Origin of the sequence: Rhodococcus sp. NPDC059969 (assembly GCF_042738325.1) — a bacterium.
Classification (GTDB): Bacteria; Actinomycetota; Actinomycetes; order Mycobacteriales; family Mycobacteriaceae; genus Rhodococcus_F.
This window is the reverse complement of sequence record NZ_JBHWUF010000010.1, coordinates 155,484-171,004: the sequence shown is the minus strand read 5'-3', so window position 1 is coordinate 171,004 and position 15,521 is coordinate 155,484. Positions and strand designations below refer to the sequence as shown.

Here is a 15,521-nt window from a genome sequence, read left to right as displayed (position 1 = left end):
AAGGTGAACGACATGGCACGTGAATACACGATATCCGACAACATCGTGATCGAAGAAGCGCCTTCGACCCTGTACGACCTCATCAGTGATCCGACGCGCATGGGCACGTGGAGTCCGGAAAATCTGGGAGCATCCATGCATATACGCCGGGCAAAAGCGTACCCAGGAATGGGATTCGACGGCCACAACAAACGTGGGCGCGCGCGGTGGACCACGCAGTGCACAGTGACCGCGGCGGAAAGCGGACGACTGTTCGAATTTCGAGTACACAAGATCGGCATCTCCAGGCCCCGAATTCCCGCAGCCATCGCAACGTGGCGATACCGGTTCGAGCCGGTCGCCGGCGGGACGCGGGTCACGGAGACATGGATTGACGACCGGCGGGCATGGCCCGATTTCGCGGCAAACATGTTCGACAAGATCGCCACAGGAGGCAAGACTTTCGCCGATTTTCAACGTGGGAACATCAAGAAAACCCTCGAAAACATCAAACGAGACATCGAACAAGGACCACACACCCGCTGACCACTACTCGCGAGGGACATGCGCACCCGAAAATACTCGTCGTAGCCCGAGGAACCGCACGATCGTGGCAATCACGTTCGCGGCAATCAAAACTGACACCTCCAGCGTCCGAGAAGATTCCGCTGTTCGGGAATGCAGCACCAACAGTGCGCCGCTGGTCACCACCAATCCCAGAGCGAAGACGACCAGTCCTTGCAGATACTGCCTGATGATTCCTGCGGTACCACGAATCCCGAATGTGAATCGCCGATTCACCGCTGTATTCGCTATCGCAGAGATCAACAGCGCCAACACATTCGCGAGTTGCGATGCGCAGTAAACACGGAGGATCAGGAAGAGCAGCAGATACACACCAGCACTTGCGCCACCCACCAGATAGAAACGAAACAGCCGGCTACGGAAGATGTCCCGTGCTCGCGTACGCCAGGTCTCGTGCATCCCGACAGAACTTGTCCCACGCTTTCGGATATCGACCATCACGCCAACCATATGACGGCAACCGGCCGCTGTGTCGGCTGTTTCGACCCTCCGGCAGGTTCTACGGTCACCATGAGAGCATCGACGCCCTCGATCCCCGTGATCACTCGTCGGTCGTCCAATCGGCCTGCATCAACGGTCGAGGGTTCCGCTGTCGAGACCAGCCACAACTGAAATTCCGACCCTCCACGCACCACATCTTCGAGTCCGTGTACCTCCACCGTCACTGATCGAAGTAGATCCGACACAGTCGCTGCGATGGTTCCGCCATCGACGACGTCAGTGGTTATCTTCCGCGCATCCGGAGCTGCCACAATCTGTGCCGAACTCGGAATCTCACCCTCACGATCGAATGCGACCGCCCCGCCAACTCCGCCGAGGATGACGATCGCCACCGCCACCATCGCAGCCGCTTTTGTCGGGAAGTCCCTGTGTATCGGTTGGGCACTTTCACCGCTGTACAGACTTGAGTGCCGAAGCCGCAACACCCGCTCAAGCAACCGTCGACGCAAACGCGGTGGGGGATCGACCGAAGTCATCGCTGCGAGGACGTCCATCGTCGACCTCACCGTAGCGACCTCGCGTAAGAAATCGTCTCTCCGCACTGAATCAGCCAGATCGAGCCACCGCTCGATCTGCAGTCTCTCGTCGCGCGAGACTGCGTCGAGCGCATAAAGACTGGCTAGAACGTCTGTGGCGAGGAGGAATTCGGCGTCCTCATCCATTGCAAGAATCCGGGTGCGGCGCAGTACACGACAGCGCGGGGAGTGACCAACTCGCCCCGTGTCGCCGATCAGGACGATTTTTGAGCGAATCGCTGTATTGCTCGCATTGTCCTCGATCAAGTACCACCAGAGCACCTCCTAGCAACTCGAGATGGATGCAGGTAAAGCTGCTGAATGGCATTCGTTGCCGACGACGCTGTGGATGGCCAAGCACACAAGGCTTTTCGCAAAGAAACCGTCTCGAAGCGATCAATTCGTGGGCCCTCCCGACCAGGTTCACGCGGACCGACGCACCGTACGCCGACGCCGAGGACCCGGATGTGGTTCTACTTCCAGTATCGAAGTCGGCAGCTGTGAAGGCTCTGAGCATGGATCGCACGACCAAGGGCTCGGCTCCTCTCAGGGCGTTTTCAGCATCGTGTCTCTACGGTCGGATCTGTGAGTGAGACGACGAGATCTGAAGCCGCCCCGACCAGGCGAGCGATGCTGAGTAAGGTCCCCGAGATCACGGTCTGGTTCTGGATCATCAAGATCCTGTGCACGACTGTCGGCGAGAGTTTCGCCGACTGGATCAACATGACCTTGGGTCTAGGTCTGAACGCGACCGCCCTCATTTTCACGGTAGTACTTGCCGTTGTCCTGGTGTGGCAGTTGCGTCTGAACCGCTACGTACCGTTCGTCTACTGGCTGGCGGTTGTGGTGCTCAGCGTCGCCGGCACCCTCTACACCGACATCCTGACCGACGATCTGGGTGTGCCGCTCGCGGTGAGTACGAGCGTCTTCGCCGCGGCCCTGGCTGTGGTCTTCGGTGTCTGGTTCGCCCGTGAAGGAACCTTGTCGATTCACAGCATCGTCTCGCCGGCGCGCGAGTTGTTCTACTGGCTCGCCGTTCTGGTCACATTCGCCCTCGGCACCGCCGCGGGCGATTGGACACTCGAGATCACCGGATGGGGGCCAGGCATCTCGGTCCTGCTACCTGCCGGGTTGATCGTCTTGATCGTGATCGGCTGGCGGCTGGGCGCGAACGCGGTGCTCTCCTTCTGGCTCGCGTACGTGCTGACTCGCCCGCTCGGCGCCAACCTCGGCGACTGGGTTGCGTCCTCGTCCACCGATCGTGGTCTCGGTGCAGGTACGGCTCTCACCAGCGCAATCTTCCTCCTCGCGATTGTGGCGACGGTCGTCTACCTCACGATGACCCGCCGCGACGTCGTCACCGAGCCCGAACTCCCACGCCCTCCGGCCGGCACACCGCATCAAGGTCGCGAGCGGATCATGCTCGGCTATTACGCCGCAGTCGCCGTCGCTGCCGCCGCACTGCTCGTCTGGGCCTCCGCACAGCCGCACGAGGCCCTGGCGGGCGAAGAGGAAACCGGCACGGCGGCGGCGGGCGCGACCCTCACGCCAGGGCAGGCCAGCGCCGTGTTCCCGTCCACAGACATCGCCAACTTTCGCACCATCACGCAGGACACGCTGACAAAGGTACAAGCCGGTGACCACACCGGCGCGGTTGCACGGATCAAAGATCTCGAAACCGCTTGGGACGACGACGAAACATCCCTGCGCCCCCTCGACGCAACCGTTTGGGGCGCACTCGACGACCGGATCGACAGCGTCCTCAAAGCGGTCCGGGCCAGCACACCCGATCCGGCTAACGAAACCCGAACTCTCACTGCACTATCGACCGAACTCCAGTAGACAACCACGCGCGTAACCCACCGTGTCAGGATTGTTGTTTCGTATGGCTTTCGCAGTCGAGAACTCGTCGCCACGGATCGTGATGACGTCATGGCCCGAAGTCGAGATACCGTCAGCCAACTCATCGGTAATCGTCGATTTTCCGGACGCCTCGATTCCCGAGATCCCGACAATCGTGCGTCCGACGCGGTCTTCGTGGCACCGTAAGACGTGCTCGACGAGTGAAACCGAATCATCTGCCCCGAAGGTTGTCTGTCGATTCAAACCCGAGCGGCCTTGACCTCGTCGAAGAACGCGACAACGGCGGCTTCGTCCTCCGGCGGAACGGTGAGCGATGCTCGTGGCCCCGCTACCGCGATGGAGTCGTCGGCGAGCCTGTTCCCGATAGTGAGCTTCAGTCCCGACTTCGACGGTTTTGCCTTCACTGCAATGTGTTCGACGTGCCAGCGGGCCACTTCACTCGTGCTCGCGGCGGTGCGGTCGAAGACCTCCACAGTGCGGTGGTCGAGGACCATCACGATGTTGGGCCCGACGGTGACTTCCAGATAGCGTCGTTCCGCCACGGTGTGTGCCTTTCGGTTGGGTGAAACCGACGCTACACACCGTGGCGGAACTCAGCGTGTCCAAACGTCAGCGGGACGAACTGCCCGCATCCACTGGCAGGGCGACAGACGTGATGTAGCGGGCCTCGTCGGAGGACAGGAACAGTGCAGCGTTCGCCACGTCCACCGGTTCGATCCACGGAATGGCGAGCATGTTCATCGTCATCGCCGCGGCAGCAAATTCCTCGCGGGTGGGGTTCTCGAGGTCCGGGCGGAACTTGCCGCGAACCAACGGGTTCTGAATCATCGGGGTGTCGACGTTGGTGGGATGAACAGTGTTGACGCGCACGTTGTACGGCGCCAATTCCTTTGCCAGCGAGCGCATCAAACCGACCACACCGTGCTTGGCCGCTGTGTAGTGCGCAACCCCGACCAACCCCCGCAGTCCGGCGATGGAACTGGTGAGTGTCATCGATCCCCCACCTCGCTCGATCAAATGCGGAGCCGCAACGGTGGTGGTGTGCCACACGCCGGTCAGGTTCACGTCCAGCATGGTCTGCCACATCGTTTCCGACATGGTCAGCGCCCCGTCAGAGGACGTGATACCGGCTGTAGCGCAGACGATGTCGAGACCACCGAGCGCTTCGACGGCCGAGTCGACGGCACTTCGCAGCGCCTCGAGATCCCGAACGTCCACTACAGCGGATTCGACCTTTCGCCCCAGCGCCTGGATCTGCGCGACGGTCTCGGCCAGATCGGCCTCCGTCGCGGGCGGCGTGACTGTGGTTTCCACCGAGGCGCACACGTCGACCGCGATGATGTCCGCGCCCTCTTCGGCAAAACGCACGGCCTGAGCCCGCCCGATTCCTCGTGCCGCACCCGTGATCAGCGCGATCTTGCCTTCCAATCGAGAAGTCATCAATTCACACTTTCTGGGTCAGGCCGGCGTCGACAACCAACTGACAGCCGGTCATGTAGCGGGACTCCGCGGATGCGAGAAACAGGACCGCATTACTGACGTCCACCGGATCGACCCAGGGAACGGGCAGCAAGTTGCGAGCGCTGAGCACTGCAGCAGCGTCTGCTTCGGTGGGATTCTCGATGTCCGGGCACAGGTTCGCGAACACTCGCTCGTTGATGATCATCGGAGTACGTACCGAACCCGGATGCACGGAGTTGACCCGAATGCCTTCCGTCCCCAACTCGTTGGCCAACGTTCTGGCCAGACCCACCACGGCGTGCTTGGCAGCACTGTAATGACCCGCTCCGGCAATACCTTTGATTCCCGCGGTCGAGCTGACCAGAACGACAGACCCACCGTCGGCGAAATGCGGAACACAGGCCTTGACCGTGTGCCACGCCCCGGTGAGATTGACGTCGAGCGAACGGTTCCAGACCGCCGGTTCGATGGTCCACGTCGGTCCAGGCGTGTCGTAGACGCCGGCGTTGGCGACCACGACGTCCAGACCCCCGAGTTCGGCAACGCACTCTGCCACTACGGCGGCCAAGCCGTCGAAGTCCCGAATGTCCGCGACGCCGGTGACCGCAACGCCACCTCGATCACGCACTGCCTGAGCGGTTTCCGCCAAACCCGACTGCGCCTGTTCGACATCCAGCGCGATCACGGACGCGCCTTCTTCGGCGAGCCGCTCGCAGTGTGAGCGCCCCATTCCGCCGGCCGCACCGGTCACCAGTACGCGCTTGCCCTCCAGCCGACTCATGCGTGCACCGCACTGTTCAGCTCGAAGCCTCGGTATCCCGCTGCTGCCACGTCAGCACAAATGTCGGAGTAGACACCGAAGCCCCCGATGAATGGCATGAATATCCTCGGCTTTCCCGGGATGTTGGCTCCCATGTACCAGGAGTTCGCGGATGGAAACAGCGTTGCCGACGCCCGGCGCGAGCACTCCTCGAGCCAGCTGTTCACAGCTTCTGCGCTGGGTTCGATCGTGTCGATGCCGTTGGAATCGAGATGGCCGATCGCGTCGGCGATCCAGTCGACGTGCTGCTCGGCAGCGAGAATCATGTTGGACAGCACACTCGGGCTACCCGGCCCGGTGACGATGAACAGGTTCGGGAAGCCGTGCATGCCCAACCCGAGGTACGTTCTCGGGCCTGCGTGCCAATTCTCCCGCAAGGTCTCGCCGCCGCGTCCTCGGATCTCGATGCGATCGAGTGCCCCGGTCATCGCGTCGAAACCGGTGGCGAACACCAATGCGTCGAGTTCGTAGTGCGAGTCGGCCGTCTTGATCCCGGCCTCGTCGATTGCCTCGATCGGTGCGCTCTTGAGATCGACCAGGCTCACGTTGTCACGGTTGTAGCTCTGGTAATAGTCAGTGTCCGTCACGATCCGCTTGGTCCCGATGGGGTGGTCGTTCGGGATCAGCAGGTCTGCGATGGCCTGATCTTCGACCACTGATCTGATCTTGGCCTCGGCAAACGCTGCCGCCGTCGCGTTGGCGTCGATGTTGCTGGTCTGGTCTGCGAAGGTCTTGGCGAACAGAACACCGCCGAGCTTCCACCGCTCCTCGTAGGCCGCGTTCCTCTCGGCCTCGGACACCTCGAGTGCACTGCGCGGGTCCGAGACGAACGGTGATCCGCCGCCACTGCGCTTGGACTGCGCTCGACGCTCTGCGTAGTCGGCCTTGATCTCGGCGCGTCGCTGGTCATCGAGGGGTGTGTTTCCCGCCGGCACACTGTAATTCGCGGACCGCTGGAACACGAAGAGGTGATCGGCCTGCTCGGCGATCAGAGGAACGGACTGGATGCCCGACGATCCGGTGCCGATTACCCCGACTCGCTTGCCGGTGAAATCGACGCCCTCGTGCGGCCAGAAGCCGGTGTGGAACACCTCGCCGCCGAAAGTCTCCCGCCCTGTGATGTTCGGGACGTTCGCGGTCGAGAGGCTGCCGGTGGCGCAGACAACGAAGCGTGCGGTCACATCATGACCACCGTCGGTGTGCACTCGCCACGTCGACGAGCCCTCGTCGAACTGTGCGCTCTGGACACGGGTATCGAAAGTGAACCCACTGCGCAGGTCGAAGCGATCGGCAACATGATCGAGGTACGACAGGATTTCCGGCTGCGCCGCGTACTTCTCGCTCCAGTCCCAATCCTGTTGCAGCTCTTCGGAGAACGAGTAGGAGTAGTCGAAACTCTCGACATCGCAGCGTGCGCCCGGGTAACGGTTGAAATACCATGTTCCGCCCACTCCGGAGCCCGCCTCGAAGCCGTGGACACGCAGCCCCTGCTCGCGAAGTCGGTGCATGGCGTACATGCCGGCGACGCCTGCGCCGATGACTACGACGTCGAGTGGTGCGGTGGAGAAGTCAGGATCGGTCATGGTGGTCACGCTATGAGTGGACTGGTTCATAGAGGAACGGGGTCTCCCGCTGGGTGGGCGGAGCCTCCACCCCCTGACACTGGGTGGGCGGAGCCTCCACCCCCTGACACTGGGTGGGCGGAGCCTCCACCCCATGACACTGGGTGGGCTACGGCAGTGGAGAGCGTTGGTGTCCACCGATCGGGGGACACCGATGTCATCCAGCACTCGGACCCGTAGGTGGACAGACCCGAAAGGATTTCGGGGCCATAGTTATCTCATCACCGAAACACACGGTCACCGAGACCGACAAACACGAGGAGAAACATCATGAGCACCAACACAATTCGACCCGAAGCGGTTACCTTTTCCGGCCTCAGCATGGCAGCTCTGGTCGCCCGCGCCGCCGGTGCGAACGCCGTGAAGTCGATGACCGACACCTCCGTCACGACGGCGATGATCAGCAATTCGGGCTTCGGTGCCCTGTATCTGGTCGACGCATCCAACCCGAACGGCGACTGGATCGTCCCGCCGGCCGACTACATCCTCCCGAACATGAACGTGAACGTTGTCGCCACGAGCAAGAACCAGAACGACTTCCCCATCGTGCTCACGTACCGCTCCGACGACGGTGGAGTATTTGTCTTCAGTGCCACCAACTCGAAGACCAGGGCGGATGCCGGCGGAACGTACGCCACCGATGGCCACGACGTCACGGTGACGATGACCTCGGGTTACCCGGCCATGAACGTCACGTACGTCCTCCGGTGACGCCTGCTCACTCCAACAGACCCTGCCGCATCGCGGCGGCGACGGCAGCGCCTCGATCGTTGACTCCGAGTTTCTCGTAGAGGCGCTGAACGTGGGTTTTGACGGTGGACGGCGCGAGAAAGAGCTGAGAGGCGATGGCGGGGATGCTGGCGCCCTGCGCGATCAATCCGAGAACCTCACGCTCACGGGCGCTGAGCGTCGGGCCGGACGGTTCACTGCGACGCCGAACCTCTCCCACCAATCCGGCGGCGATACTGGGCGGCAACACATCTCGGCCCGCAGCACAGTCGAGCACGGCGCTCACGATCTCGGCGCGAGTGGATTCCTTCGGCAAGAATCCGGCAGCACCGGCTTGCAGAGCCTGATAGACGACGGACGACTCGTCGTGAGCACTGAGCAGCAGCACCCGCGTCGGAAGCTCGTCTCGAACCACTGCGGCGGCGACCTGAGTTCCGTCCAGATGCGGCATCCGGAAGTCGAGCAGCGCGACCTGCGGGCGTAGTTCGCGAATCATTGTGAGCGCTGCTGCGCCGTCGTCGGCCTCGCCCAGGACGTTGATGCTGTCACTGCCGGTCAGAGCCCGAACCACGCCCTCACGGAACAACGGGTGATCGTCGCCGACCACCACGGAAACCTTGCCGGCCAGCGGCTTCGTGCCTTCGCGCATTGCTCACTTTCTCACGCCCGTACCAGCAATGCGAGCACTTACGCCTCCCCCGATCGGGGGACAGACGATTCAACCCCGCCAAGGCCCCGTCGGCGGACATACAGCAGCACTCATTCGCGACAAGATTGATTCATCGCCGAGAACGGCAACCACACACCATCCCAGGAGCAGACATCATGCGTACCAACACCACTCGCTTCGTAGCAGTCACCGCAATCGCCCTAGCTGTCGGCGGAACCGCACTGGGAACGGCAGCGGTCGCCAACGCCGGCACCATGCCGACCGACGGCCCGACGGTTGCCATGACCATCACCAACAACACCGACAACCCGATGCTGCTGGACAGCGCGTCCAACCCCTACGGACAGTGGATCAACGGCCCCCGCTCCTACCTGGCCCCGCACACAACCGAAATCGTCACCGCCTACAGCAGCGATCCCCGCGGTATCGGCGTCGATGTCACCTACAACGTGGCCGACGGTGTACAGACCGTCATGGCGGCCAACAACTACGCCGGCAACCCCACTCTCGACGGGACTCGCATCATCGGCGACCCGACGCACGTCATCCTCACCGATTACATGGCCACCGGCTACCCCACGATGAACGCGTCGTACGACGTCTTCACCCAGAACTGAACCAGACAGGCTGAATCAAACAAACTTGTTTCGCTACGGCCCACGACCCGGTATCCACATGGATGTCGGGACGTGGTGTGTGCCGGCCCTAGACCCGCTCGACCAACACGCAGCGGGCGCCACTGAAGATCGTAGGCATGCACTTGTTGCAGTGGATGCACAGTGAATGAGTATCAGATTCGGCTGCGATCCGATTGATCAGATCAGGTTCTCTGAGCAGCGCCCGCGCCATGGCGACAAACTCGAATCCCTCCGCCATCGCCGTATCCATACCCGCTTTGTCCGTGACGCCGCCGAGGAGCACGAGCGGTAACTTCACCGCAGCACGGATCTGCCGAGCCTCTTCCAGCATGAACAGCGGCTTGTACGGATAGGTATGCAACATGCTCTTGCCCACCAACTGCACACCGAGTCGAACTGGTTGCGGCATCGCGGCGGCGAACTCGCGGATCGGCGCATCGCCCTTGAACAGGTACATCGGGTTGAGCAGTGAGCTGCCCATCGTCAATTCGAGCGCGTCGACGCTTCCGGATGCTTCGAGCCACTGCGCAACCTGGATTGCTTCGTCCACCCAGAATCCGCCTGGCACACCGTCATCCATGTTCAGCTTGGCCAAGATCGCGATCTTGTCGCCGACGGCATCGCGCACACTGCGCGCAGTTTCGAGTACGACGCGGGCGCGGTTCTCCAGTGATCCGCCGTAGGAATCCTTACGACGGTTGAGTTTCGGGCTCAGGAACGAGCTCGCGAAATAGTTGTGACCGAAGTGAATCTCGACGGCGTCGAATCCTGCCTCGACGGCAAGTCGTGCAGCGCTCCCGTGTGCCGCCGCAATTCTGGTGATGTCCGCTGTGGTGGCAGTGCGAATCATCCTCATGCTCAATGGATTGAACGAACTCGACGGTGCCAGCGCGGGCAGACCGGTCGACTTCTGATTTGCCACCGGACCGGCATGCCCGAGCTGCGCCGACGCAGCAGCCCCTTCGGCGTGAATGGCATCGGTGAGTCGTCGCAGCCCGGGGAGCGCTTCGGGCCGCATCCACAGCTGGCCGTATTCGGTGCGCCCTTCCGGTGCGACGGCGCAGTACGCGACGGTGGACATCCCGACTCCCCCGGCTGCCGGGCGGCGATGGAACTCGATCAGTTCGTCGGTGACCAGGGCGTCGGGAGTTTTGCCTTCGAACGTCGCGGACTTGATGATTCGATTTCGAAGGGTCACCGGGCCTAGCTTTGCCGGGGCAAGTACGTCGGGAGCAGCGGTCATCAAGTTTGCCTCTCGCAGGAGTTGTGTGCAGGACGGTAGATCGATGGCCCCGAGCCGGCTAGGGCCCGTGCCACGGAGCGGGAAACGACTTCAGCCCGGCCGAGGTGGCCGGGCTGAAGTACGTCACTGCTGTTCAGACGCGTCCGAAGTACGCGTCCTTGAGAACTGCCAGGTCGTCGATGTCCTTCGCGTCGGCGTCGAGAACCACCTTGCCGATGTCGAGGACTGTCACGTGATCGGCGACGCTCATCGCGGCCTCCACCGCCTGCTCCACCAGCAGGACCGCGAGCCCGGTTTCCTTGAGTAGCTGCACGCGGTCCATCACCTCGCCGACAATCACGGGAGCCAGCCCTCCCGAAGGTTCGTCGAGCAGGAGCAATCGGGGCTGCGCCATCAGCGCCGCACCGATCGCGAGCATCTGTTGCTGACCGCCCGACATGGAACCGGCGGGAAGCGAACGCTTTTCCCCCAAGATCGGGAACATCTCGTACATGGACTCGACAGACTCCATGAGTTCGCTGCGCTTCACCTTGCGGGTGTACCCGCCGAGCAGGAGGTTCTGCTCGACGGTCTGCTTGTGAAAGACCCGCTTGCCTTCCTGCACGTACGCCATCCCCTGCCGCACCCGCTTGTGCGCGGGAACTCCGGTGATGTCGGCGCCGTCCATCTCAACGGTGCCCGAAGCCACTTTGTTGAGGCCGGACAGGGCGCGGAGCGTGCTCGTCTTGCCTGCCCCGTTGCGTCCGAGCAGAGCGGTCACCTGACCGGGATAGACGTCGAACGACACATCCCAGACGACGCGCAGATCGCCGTACCCTGTCTGCAGGTTCCGGACCTTGAGAATCGGTTCCATCACTTCACCTCGCTGGTCTGATGGTCTACTGCGCCGATTTCTTCGAGAAGCGCTTCTTCGTCACCGGACTTGACTCCGAGATACTCGCTCAACACGCGCGGGTGATGTTCGATCGTCGCGGCATCACCGGTAGCGATCACCTGCCCTTGTGCCAGCACGACTATCTCGTCGGCCAACGAGAGCACGAGGCGGAAGTTGTGCTCCACCAACACCACTGTGGCCCCGGCATCTCGCAGTACCCGGATCAGATCTGCCAGGCGTTCGAGTTCGTCCTCGTCGAGTCCCGATGCCACCTCGTCGAAGAGGACCACCCTCGGCTCGGCTATCACGGCCCGAGCAACCTCGAGCATGCGACGCATCCCCAGTGGCAGTGAGGTCGCGATCTCGTTGCGCAAGTGCGACATCCCCACGAGTTCGAGGACACGCTCGGCCTCGACGATGTCGGCCTTCGCGATCTTGCGGAAGCTGGGAAGGCGAAGCACGGCCGACGCCATCGACGCACGGTGCACCGAATAACGTCCGGATGCAACCGCTTCCAGAACCGTGATGTTCTCCGGAATCGTCGGAGTTTGGAACGTCCGCGCCACACCCACGCGCGCCACCTTGTGCGGCGACGACTGCGAGACCACCGTGTCACCGATCGTGATCACGCCCGCATCTGCGGTGTAGAAGCCGCAGATCATGTTGAGCATGGTCGTCTTACCCGAACCGTTGGGCCCGATCAACGCGGTGACCTTACCGGCCTCTGCGGTCAGGGTTGCCGCATTGAGCGCCTGGTTGCCACCGAACGCTTTGGACACTCCGTCGACCACCAACCGTGCTCCGTTGATCGGCGCCAGTTCCGGTGTCCCACCGCTGTTTTCCTTTGCGGTGACTACGCCCAGGCCGGCCTTGCGATCGAGTTTCGAGACGATCGCTCGCCCGACCTTGGTCAAACCCCCGGAGAGAAGCACACCGCCGATGATCAGGAAGCCGCCGTAGAAGATCAGCGAATACTCCTGGAACGCCGTCGACTGGTTGGGACCGAGCTGCATGATCGCGGCACCGACCACGGCGCCGTACACACTTGCCGCACCGCCGAGGATCGACGCCGCCAGAACTGCTGTGGCAAAGGTGAACCCGAAGGCCTCCGGCGAGATGAACAGGTCGGTGTTGGCAAACAGCGCACCCGCCAGACCGGCCGGGAACGCACCGATGGCATACCCGAGCAGCTTCATCCGGAAGACCGACACACCCTGCGACGACGCCAGAACCGGCGACTGCTTGAGTGTGCGGAACGCGATGCCGTGGCGCGAGACCACCAGGTTGCGCATCACAGCGAACCAGAGGACGGTCACGACGACTACCACCATGTAGTACTGCTGGGTGTCGAGTTCGGAACCGAAGAGCGTCGGCGGCTCCATACCGGTGAGGCCGTTTCGGCCACCGGTCTTGCCGCCGAAGATCGCCAGTACGTCCGGTACCAGCAGCACCAGGAAGAACGACGTCATCGCCAGAGACCAGTTGCCCAGGCGCAGACCGGGAACACCGGTCAGGATGCCGACAGCCAGTGCCACCGCACCGGAAGCAGCAAGCTGGAGCAGGATGTCGGTGTGACCTGCCTGGGACATCAGACCTGCGGTGTAGGCACCGGCCGCGTACATCGCGGCCTGGCCGAGGGCCAGTTCACCGGCAAAGCCGAGGCTCAGGTTCAGGCCACTGACGACAAGCGCCAGGATGCAGGCCAATTGAATCTGCCGTGATGTCGACAGATCGAGCCCGAGGACCGGGAGCAGCAAGATCACCACGGCCAGGACCAGCGGGATGATCCAGCTCGGAAGGGAACGGAAAGTCCGCCACGCACTTACCATCTCACACCACCCGTTCTCGGACATTGCCGAACAAGCCGGCAGGTTTGACCATCAAGATGACGATCAGCACCGTGAAGACGGCGATATTGCTGTACTGACTTCCCGCCCACAGGGCGGTGAACGACTCCACCAGGCCGACGGTCAACCCGCCGATCAAAGCGCCTGGCAGAGAGCCGAACCCGCCGATCGCCAGCGCCACGAACCCCTTGAGTGCCAGTGCGGCACCCAACGTCGCAACCGCAAACGTCTTGGGACCGACAAGGAGTCCGAGGACTCCGGCCAAGGCACCCGAGAAGGCAAACGCACCCAACGCCAACCGTCGTACGTTGACTCCGCGCAGCATCGCCGCTTCACGATCCTCGGAGATACCGATCAGAGCCAGACCCGTCATTGTCTTCTTCGAGACGTAACTCAACCCGATGACCAGTGCGATCGCCGCCACCAGCAGAGCGATCTCGACCGGGTAGGTACGGCCGCCGAGCAGGGTGATCGGTTCGTTCGATCCGAAGAATGGAACCGTGAGAGGTTCACCGCCCCAGATCAATTGGGTGGCGCCGTTGAGCAGAGTGGCAACACCCAACGTCGTGACCAATTGGTTCTGGTGGTCGGCCACCGGTCTGATCGCGACGATCTCCTCGACCGATGCGAGGAGCATCACGGTCACGGTCGCCATGACGGCCACCACGAGAACAGGGAGTTTCAGGGTCACCAGACCCGTGTAGGCGACAAAGGTGCCCACCATCATCAGCTGAGCTTGAGCGAAGTTGAAAGTGTTGGAGGAAACGAAAACGATGTTGTACCCGATGGCAACCAGCACGTAGACCGCGCCGAGTGCCAAACCGGACCACAGAATGGTCATGATGCGGCCGGGTTTCCGAACTGACCGTTGAGGATCTTCGTCGGACTGATGAACTTCAGCTCACTGGTGTCCGGGTTCGGGCCGTGGTTGTCGGAGCTGAAGTTGTAGCGCGAGAGGAAGGCAGTCTTGGCATTCTCCTGGACCTCCGAGGTTTCCAGCGCCTCGGCGAGTTTCTTCGGATCGGTCGAACTGCCGACCTTCTCCGCTGCCGCCGCGACGAGGGGGAAAGCGTCGTAGTTGTCGGCAAGGATGAGTGTCGACGGGATGGAGCCCAGCGACGCCATCGTGTCCACCATGGTGCTGACGAGCGCATTGTTCGGATCGAACACCGTGCTGGTGAACACCTGTGTCACAAGGTTCTTCACCTGGGGCGTGCCGAGCACACCGGCCGGCGGATCGTTCGCGATCAGGTTGGTGGCAGAGACCGAGGTGTTTCCGACCAGCGGTACGTCCCAGCCGAGACGCTCGAGGCTCTGCAGAACATATCCGAGGGGAGCGCCGTACGCGTCCAAGGCGATTGCCGCGGCACCGGCATTCTTGAGCGATTGCAACTGCGCCGTCATGTCCAGCGCGGCGGCGTCGTACTCCTCGTTTCCGGCAGCTTTCAGACCGGCAGACTGCAGAGCGCTGGTCATCTCTTCGCCGAACAGCTCACCGTAGGCGGTACTGCCGTGCAGCACTCCGACGCTGCTGTAGCCCTTGGTCTTTGCATACTCGGAGATTCCGCGAGCAGTGTCCGTCGCACCTGGAGCCAGGTCGAAGTTCAGCGGGAACTTCGACGGGTCCGTCGAATCAGGAGAAGGCGCCATGCTCAGTGAGAGGATGTTGTTCTGCTTGAGGATCGGGAGAACCGCAGCCGCGATCGACGAAGGACCCGAGTTGAGGTAGAGGTCAGGCTTGTTACCCGAGTTGATGGCTTCGCGCAGCTTGGTGACGGCGATCGTTGCATCACCTGCGTCGTCCACCGTGGTGAGTTCGATCTGACGGCCACCGATTCCCCCGGCCTCGTTCTGGACCTGAACTCCCGCCTTGGTTGCGAGCAGCGAGGTCTGCGAGTTCGCCGCGAGGACTCCCTGTGCACTGATTCCGCCGGTCAGCAGAACTCGGTAAGGCGAGTCCGCGCCACCATCGGACTCCGAAGAACCACTACACCCTGCAAGAGCCAGAGCCGTCACGGCTACTGCCGCAACAAGAATGGGCCGACGATTCATGTCTGCACTCCTAGAACACATGTATGCACCGAACGTCAGGCGAATACCTGACGAAAGAAGGGTCGGCCGGTGGACACGCCTGATTTCGAGCACCAGCCAACCAAGCACCCGCTTGATGATCT

17 protein-coding genes are annotated in these 15,521 nt (G+C 62.2%); 4 read left to right on the top strand and 13 right to left on the bottom strand.

Going from position 1 to position 15,521, the window contains the following annotated elements:
* The first annotated feature begins 12 nt into the window (after positions 1-12).
* On the top strand, positions 13-525 hold the full coding sequence (locus tag ACFWAD_RS24135) for an SRPBCC family protein (RefSeq protein ID WP_378548473.1): 513 nt from the start codon (positions 13-15) through the stop codon (positions 523-525).
* 3 nt (positions 526-528) lie between these two features.
* Here ACFWAD_RS24135 and ACFWAD_RS24130 read toward each other — a convergent pair whose 3' ends face one another.
* Together ACFWAD_RS24130 and ACFWAD_RS24125 are read right to left on the bottom strand one after the other, a co-directional pair.
* Positions 529-1,002 carry a GtrA family protein gene (locus tag ACFWAD_RS24130; RefSeq protein WP_378548470.1) on the bottom strand — a complete coding sequence of 158 codons (474 nt, stop codon included), beginning with the start codon at positions 1,000-1,002 and terminating at the stop codon, positions 529-531.
* Complete coding sequence (locus ACFWAD_RS24125) at positions 1,002-1,727, bottom strand: anti-sigma factor domain-containing protein (protein WP_378548467.1); 726 nt, start codon at positions 1,725-1,727, stop codon at positions 1,002-1,004. Before ACFWAD_RS24125 ends, ACFWAD_RS24130 begins: the two co-directional genes overlap by 1 nt.
* Before the next feature lie 438 nt (positions 1,728-2,165).
* On the opposite strand from ACFWAD_RS24125, the gene ACFWAD_RS24120 reads away from it, so the two are divergent.
* A complete protein-coding gene (locus ACFWAD_RS24120) occupies positions 2,166-3,422 on the top strand; it encodes a hypothetical protein (RefSeq protein WP_378548464.1) in 1,257 nt (418 codons plus the stop codon).
* On the opposite strand, the gene ACFWAD_RS24115 is transcribed toward ACFWAD_RS24120, so the two are convergent.
* The 5 genes from ACFWAD_RS24115 to ACFWAD_RS24095 all read right to left on the bottom strand — a co-directional run bounded on the left by ACFWAD_RS24115 (position 3,402) and on the right by ACFWAD_RS24095 (position 7,307).
* The gene (locus ACFWAD_RS24115) at positions 3,402-3,686 is read right to left on the bottom strand and encodes a hypothetical protein (RefSeq protein WP_378548461.1); all 285 of its coding nucleotides are present in this window, start codon (positions 3,684-3,686) and stop codon (positions 3,402-3,404) included. The genes ACFWAD_RS24120 and ACFWAD_RS24115 overlap by 21 nt on opposite strands.
* Positions 3,683-3,985: a hypothetical protein gene (locus tag ACFWAD_RS24110; RefSeq protein WP_378548458.1), complete on the bottom strand. Its 303-nt coding sequence runs from the start codon at positions 3,983-3,985 to the stop codon at positions 3,683-3,685. The genes ACFWAD_RS24115 and ACFWAD_RS24110 overlap by 4 nt, the downstream gene beginning before the upstream one ends.
* 67 nt (positions 3,986-4,052) lie before the next feature.
* Positions 4,053-4,883, bottom strand: coding sequence for a mycofactocin-coupled SDR family oxidoreductase (locus ACFWAD_RS24105; RefSeq protein WP_378548455.1), 831 nt, complete (start codon positions 4,881-4,883; stop codon positions 4,053-4,055).
* A 4-nt stretch (positions 4,884-4,887) separates the two neighbouring features.
* A complete protein-coding gene (locus tag ACFWAD_RS24100; protein ID WP_378548452.1) occupies positions 4,888-5,685 on the bottom strand; it encodes a mycofactocin-coupled SDR family oxidoreductase in 798 nt (265 codons plus the stop codon).
* On the bottom strand, positions 5,682-7,307 hold the full coding sequence (locus ACFWAD_RS24095; RefSeq protein ID WP_378548449.1) for a flavin-containing monooxygenase: 1,626 nt from the start codon (positions 7,305-7,307) through the stop codon (positions 5,682-5,684). The genes ACFWAD_RS24100 and ACFWAD_RS24095 overlap by 4 nt, the downstream gene beginning before the upstream one ends.
* A gap of 309 nt (positions 7,308-7,616) precedes the next feature.
* Between ACFWAD_RS24095 and ACFWAD_RS24090 the strand changes: the two genes are divergently transcribed.
* Entirely contained in the window at positions 7,617-8,057 is a 441-nt protein-coding gene (locus ACFWAD_RS24090; RefSeq protein ID WP_378548446.1) for a hypothetical protein, read from the top strand.
* Positions 8,058-8,064: 7 nt separating this feature from the next.
* On the opposite strand, the gene ACFWAD_RS24085 is transcribed toward ACFWAD_RS24090, so the two are convergent.
* Complete coding sequence (locus tag ACFWAD_RS24085) at positions 8,065-8,724, bottom strand: response regulator (RefSeq protein ID WP_378536037.1); 660 nt, start codon at positions 8,722-8,724, stop codon at positions 8,065-8,067.
* Between the two features lie 176 nt (positions 8,725-8,900).
* On the opposite strand from ACFWAD_RS24085, the gene ACFWAD_RS24080 reads away from it, so the two are divergent.
* Positions 8,901-9,362 carry a hypothetical protein gene (locus tag ACFWAD_RS24080; RefSeq protein ID WP_283305945.1) on the top strand — a complete coding sequence of 154 codons (462 nt, stop codon included), beginning with the start codon at positions 8,901-8,903 and terminating at the stop codon, positions 9,360-9,362.
* 88 nt (positions 9,363-9,450) lie between these two features.
* Here the strand turns inward: ACFWAD_RS24080 and ACFWAD_RS24075 are convergent, their stop codons facing one another.
* The 5 genes from ACFWAD_RS24075 to ACFWAD_RS24055 form a co-directional block, all read right to left on the bottom strand.
* Positions 9,451-10,626 (bottom strand): NADH:flavin oxidoreductase, encoded by a 1,176-nt coding sequence (locus ACFWAD_RS24075; RefSeq protein ID WP_378536035.1) that lies wholly within the window; start codon positions 10,624-10,626, stop codon positions 9,451-9,453.
* Between the two features lie 133 nt (positions 10,627-10,759).
* Positions 10,760-11,479, bottom strand: coding sequence for an ABC transporter ATP-binding protein (locus ACFWAD_RS24070; RefSeq protein WP_138870008.1), 720 nt, complete (start codon positions 11,477-11,479; stop codon positions 10,760-10,762).
* A complete protein-coding gene (locus ACFWAD_RS24065; protein WP_378548443.1) occupies positions 11,479-13,329 on the bottom strand; it encodes an ATP-binding cassette domain-containing protein in 1,851 nt (616 codons plus the stop codon). The genes ACFWAD_RS24070 and ACFWAD_RS24065 overlap by 1 nt, the downstream gene beginning before the upstream one ends.
* Before the next feature lies 1 nt (position 13,330).
* A complete protein-coding gene (locus ACFWAD_RS24060; protein ID WP_378536030.1) occupies positions 13,331-14,188 on the bottom strand; it encodes a branched-chain amino acid ABC transporter permease in 858 nt (285 codons plus the stop codon).
* Entirely contained in the window at positions 14,185-15,399 is a 1,215-nt protein-coding gene (locus tag ACFWAD_RS24055; RefSeq protein ID WP_378548440.1) for an ABC transporter substrate-binding protein, read from the bottom strand. The genes ACFWAD_RS24060 and ACFWAD_RS24055 overlap by 4 nt, the downstream gene beginning before the upstream one ends.
* Positions 15,400-15,521 lie beyond the last annotated feature (122 nt).

Coding starts and splice junctions, on each gene's coding strand:
- ACFWAD_RS24125 (WP_378548467.1), bottom strand. CDS start 1,727: ATGGATGAGGACGCCGAATTCCTCCTCGCCACAGACGTTCTAGCCAGT.
- ACFWAD_RS24060 (WP_378536030.1), bottom strand. CDS start 14,188: ATGACCATTCTGTGGTCCGGTTTGGCACTCGGCGCGGTCTACGTGCTG.
- ACFWAD_RS24085 (WP_378536037.1), bottom strand. CDS start 8,724: ATGCGCGAAGGCACGAAGCCGCTGGCCGGCAAGGTTTCCGTGGTGGTC.
- ACFWAD_RS24090 (WP_378548446.1), top strand. CDS start 7,617: ATGAGCACCAACACAATTCGACCCGAAGCGGTTACCTTTTCCGGCCTC.
- ACFWAD_RS24095 (WP_378548449.1), bottom strand. CDS start 7,307: ATGACCGATCCTGACTTCTCCACCGCACCACTCGACGTCGTAGTCATC.
- ACFWAD_RS24075 (WP_378536035.1), bottom strand. CDS start 10,626: ATGACCGCTGCTCCCGACGTACTTGCCCCGGCAAAGCTAGGCCCGGTG.
- ACFWAD_RS24105 (WP_378548455.1), bottom strand. CDS start 4,883: ATGACTTCTCGATTGGAAGGCAAGATCGCGCTGATCACGGGTGCGGCA.
- ACFWAD_RS24130 (WP_378548470.1), bottom strand. CDS start 1,002: ATGGTCGATATCCGAAAGCGTGGGACAAGTTCTGTCGGGATGCACGAG.
- ACFWAD_RS24055 (WP_378548440.1), bottom strand. CDS start 15,399: ATGAATCGTCGGCCCATTCTTGTTGCGGCAGTAGCCGTGACGGCTCTG.
- ACFWAD_RS24135 (WP_378548473.1), top strand. CDS start 13: ATGGCACGTGAATACACGATATCCGACAACATCGTGATCGAAGAAGCG.
- ACFWAD_RS24080 (WP_283305945.1), top strand. CDS start 8,901: ATGCGTACCAACACCACTCGCTTCGTAGCAGTCACCGCAATCGCCCTA.
- ACFWAD_RS24065 (WP_378548443.1), bottom strand. CDS start 13,329: ATGGTAAGTGCGTGGCGGACTTTCCGTTCCCTTCCGAGCTGGATCATC.
- ACFWAD_RS24070 (WP_138870008.1), bottom strand. CDS start 11,479: ATGGAACCGATTCTCAAGGTCCGGAACCTGCAGACAGGGTACGGCGAT.
- ACFWAD_RS24100 (WP_378548452.1), bottom strand. CDS start 5,685: ATGAGTCGGCTGGAGGGCAAGCGCGTACTGGTGACCGGTGCGGCCGGC.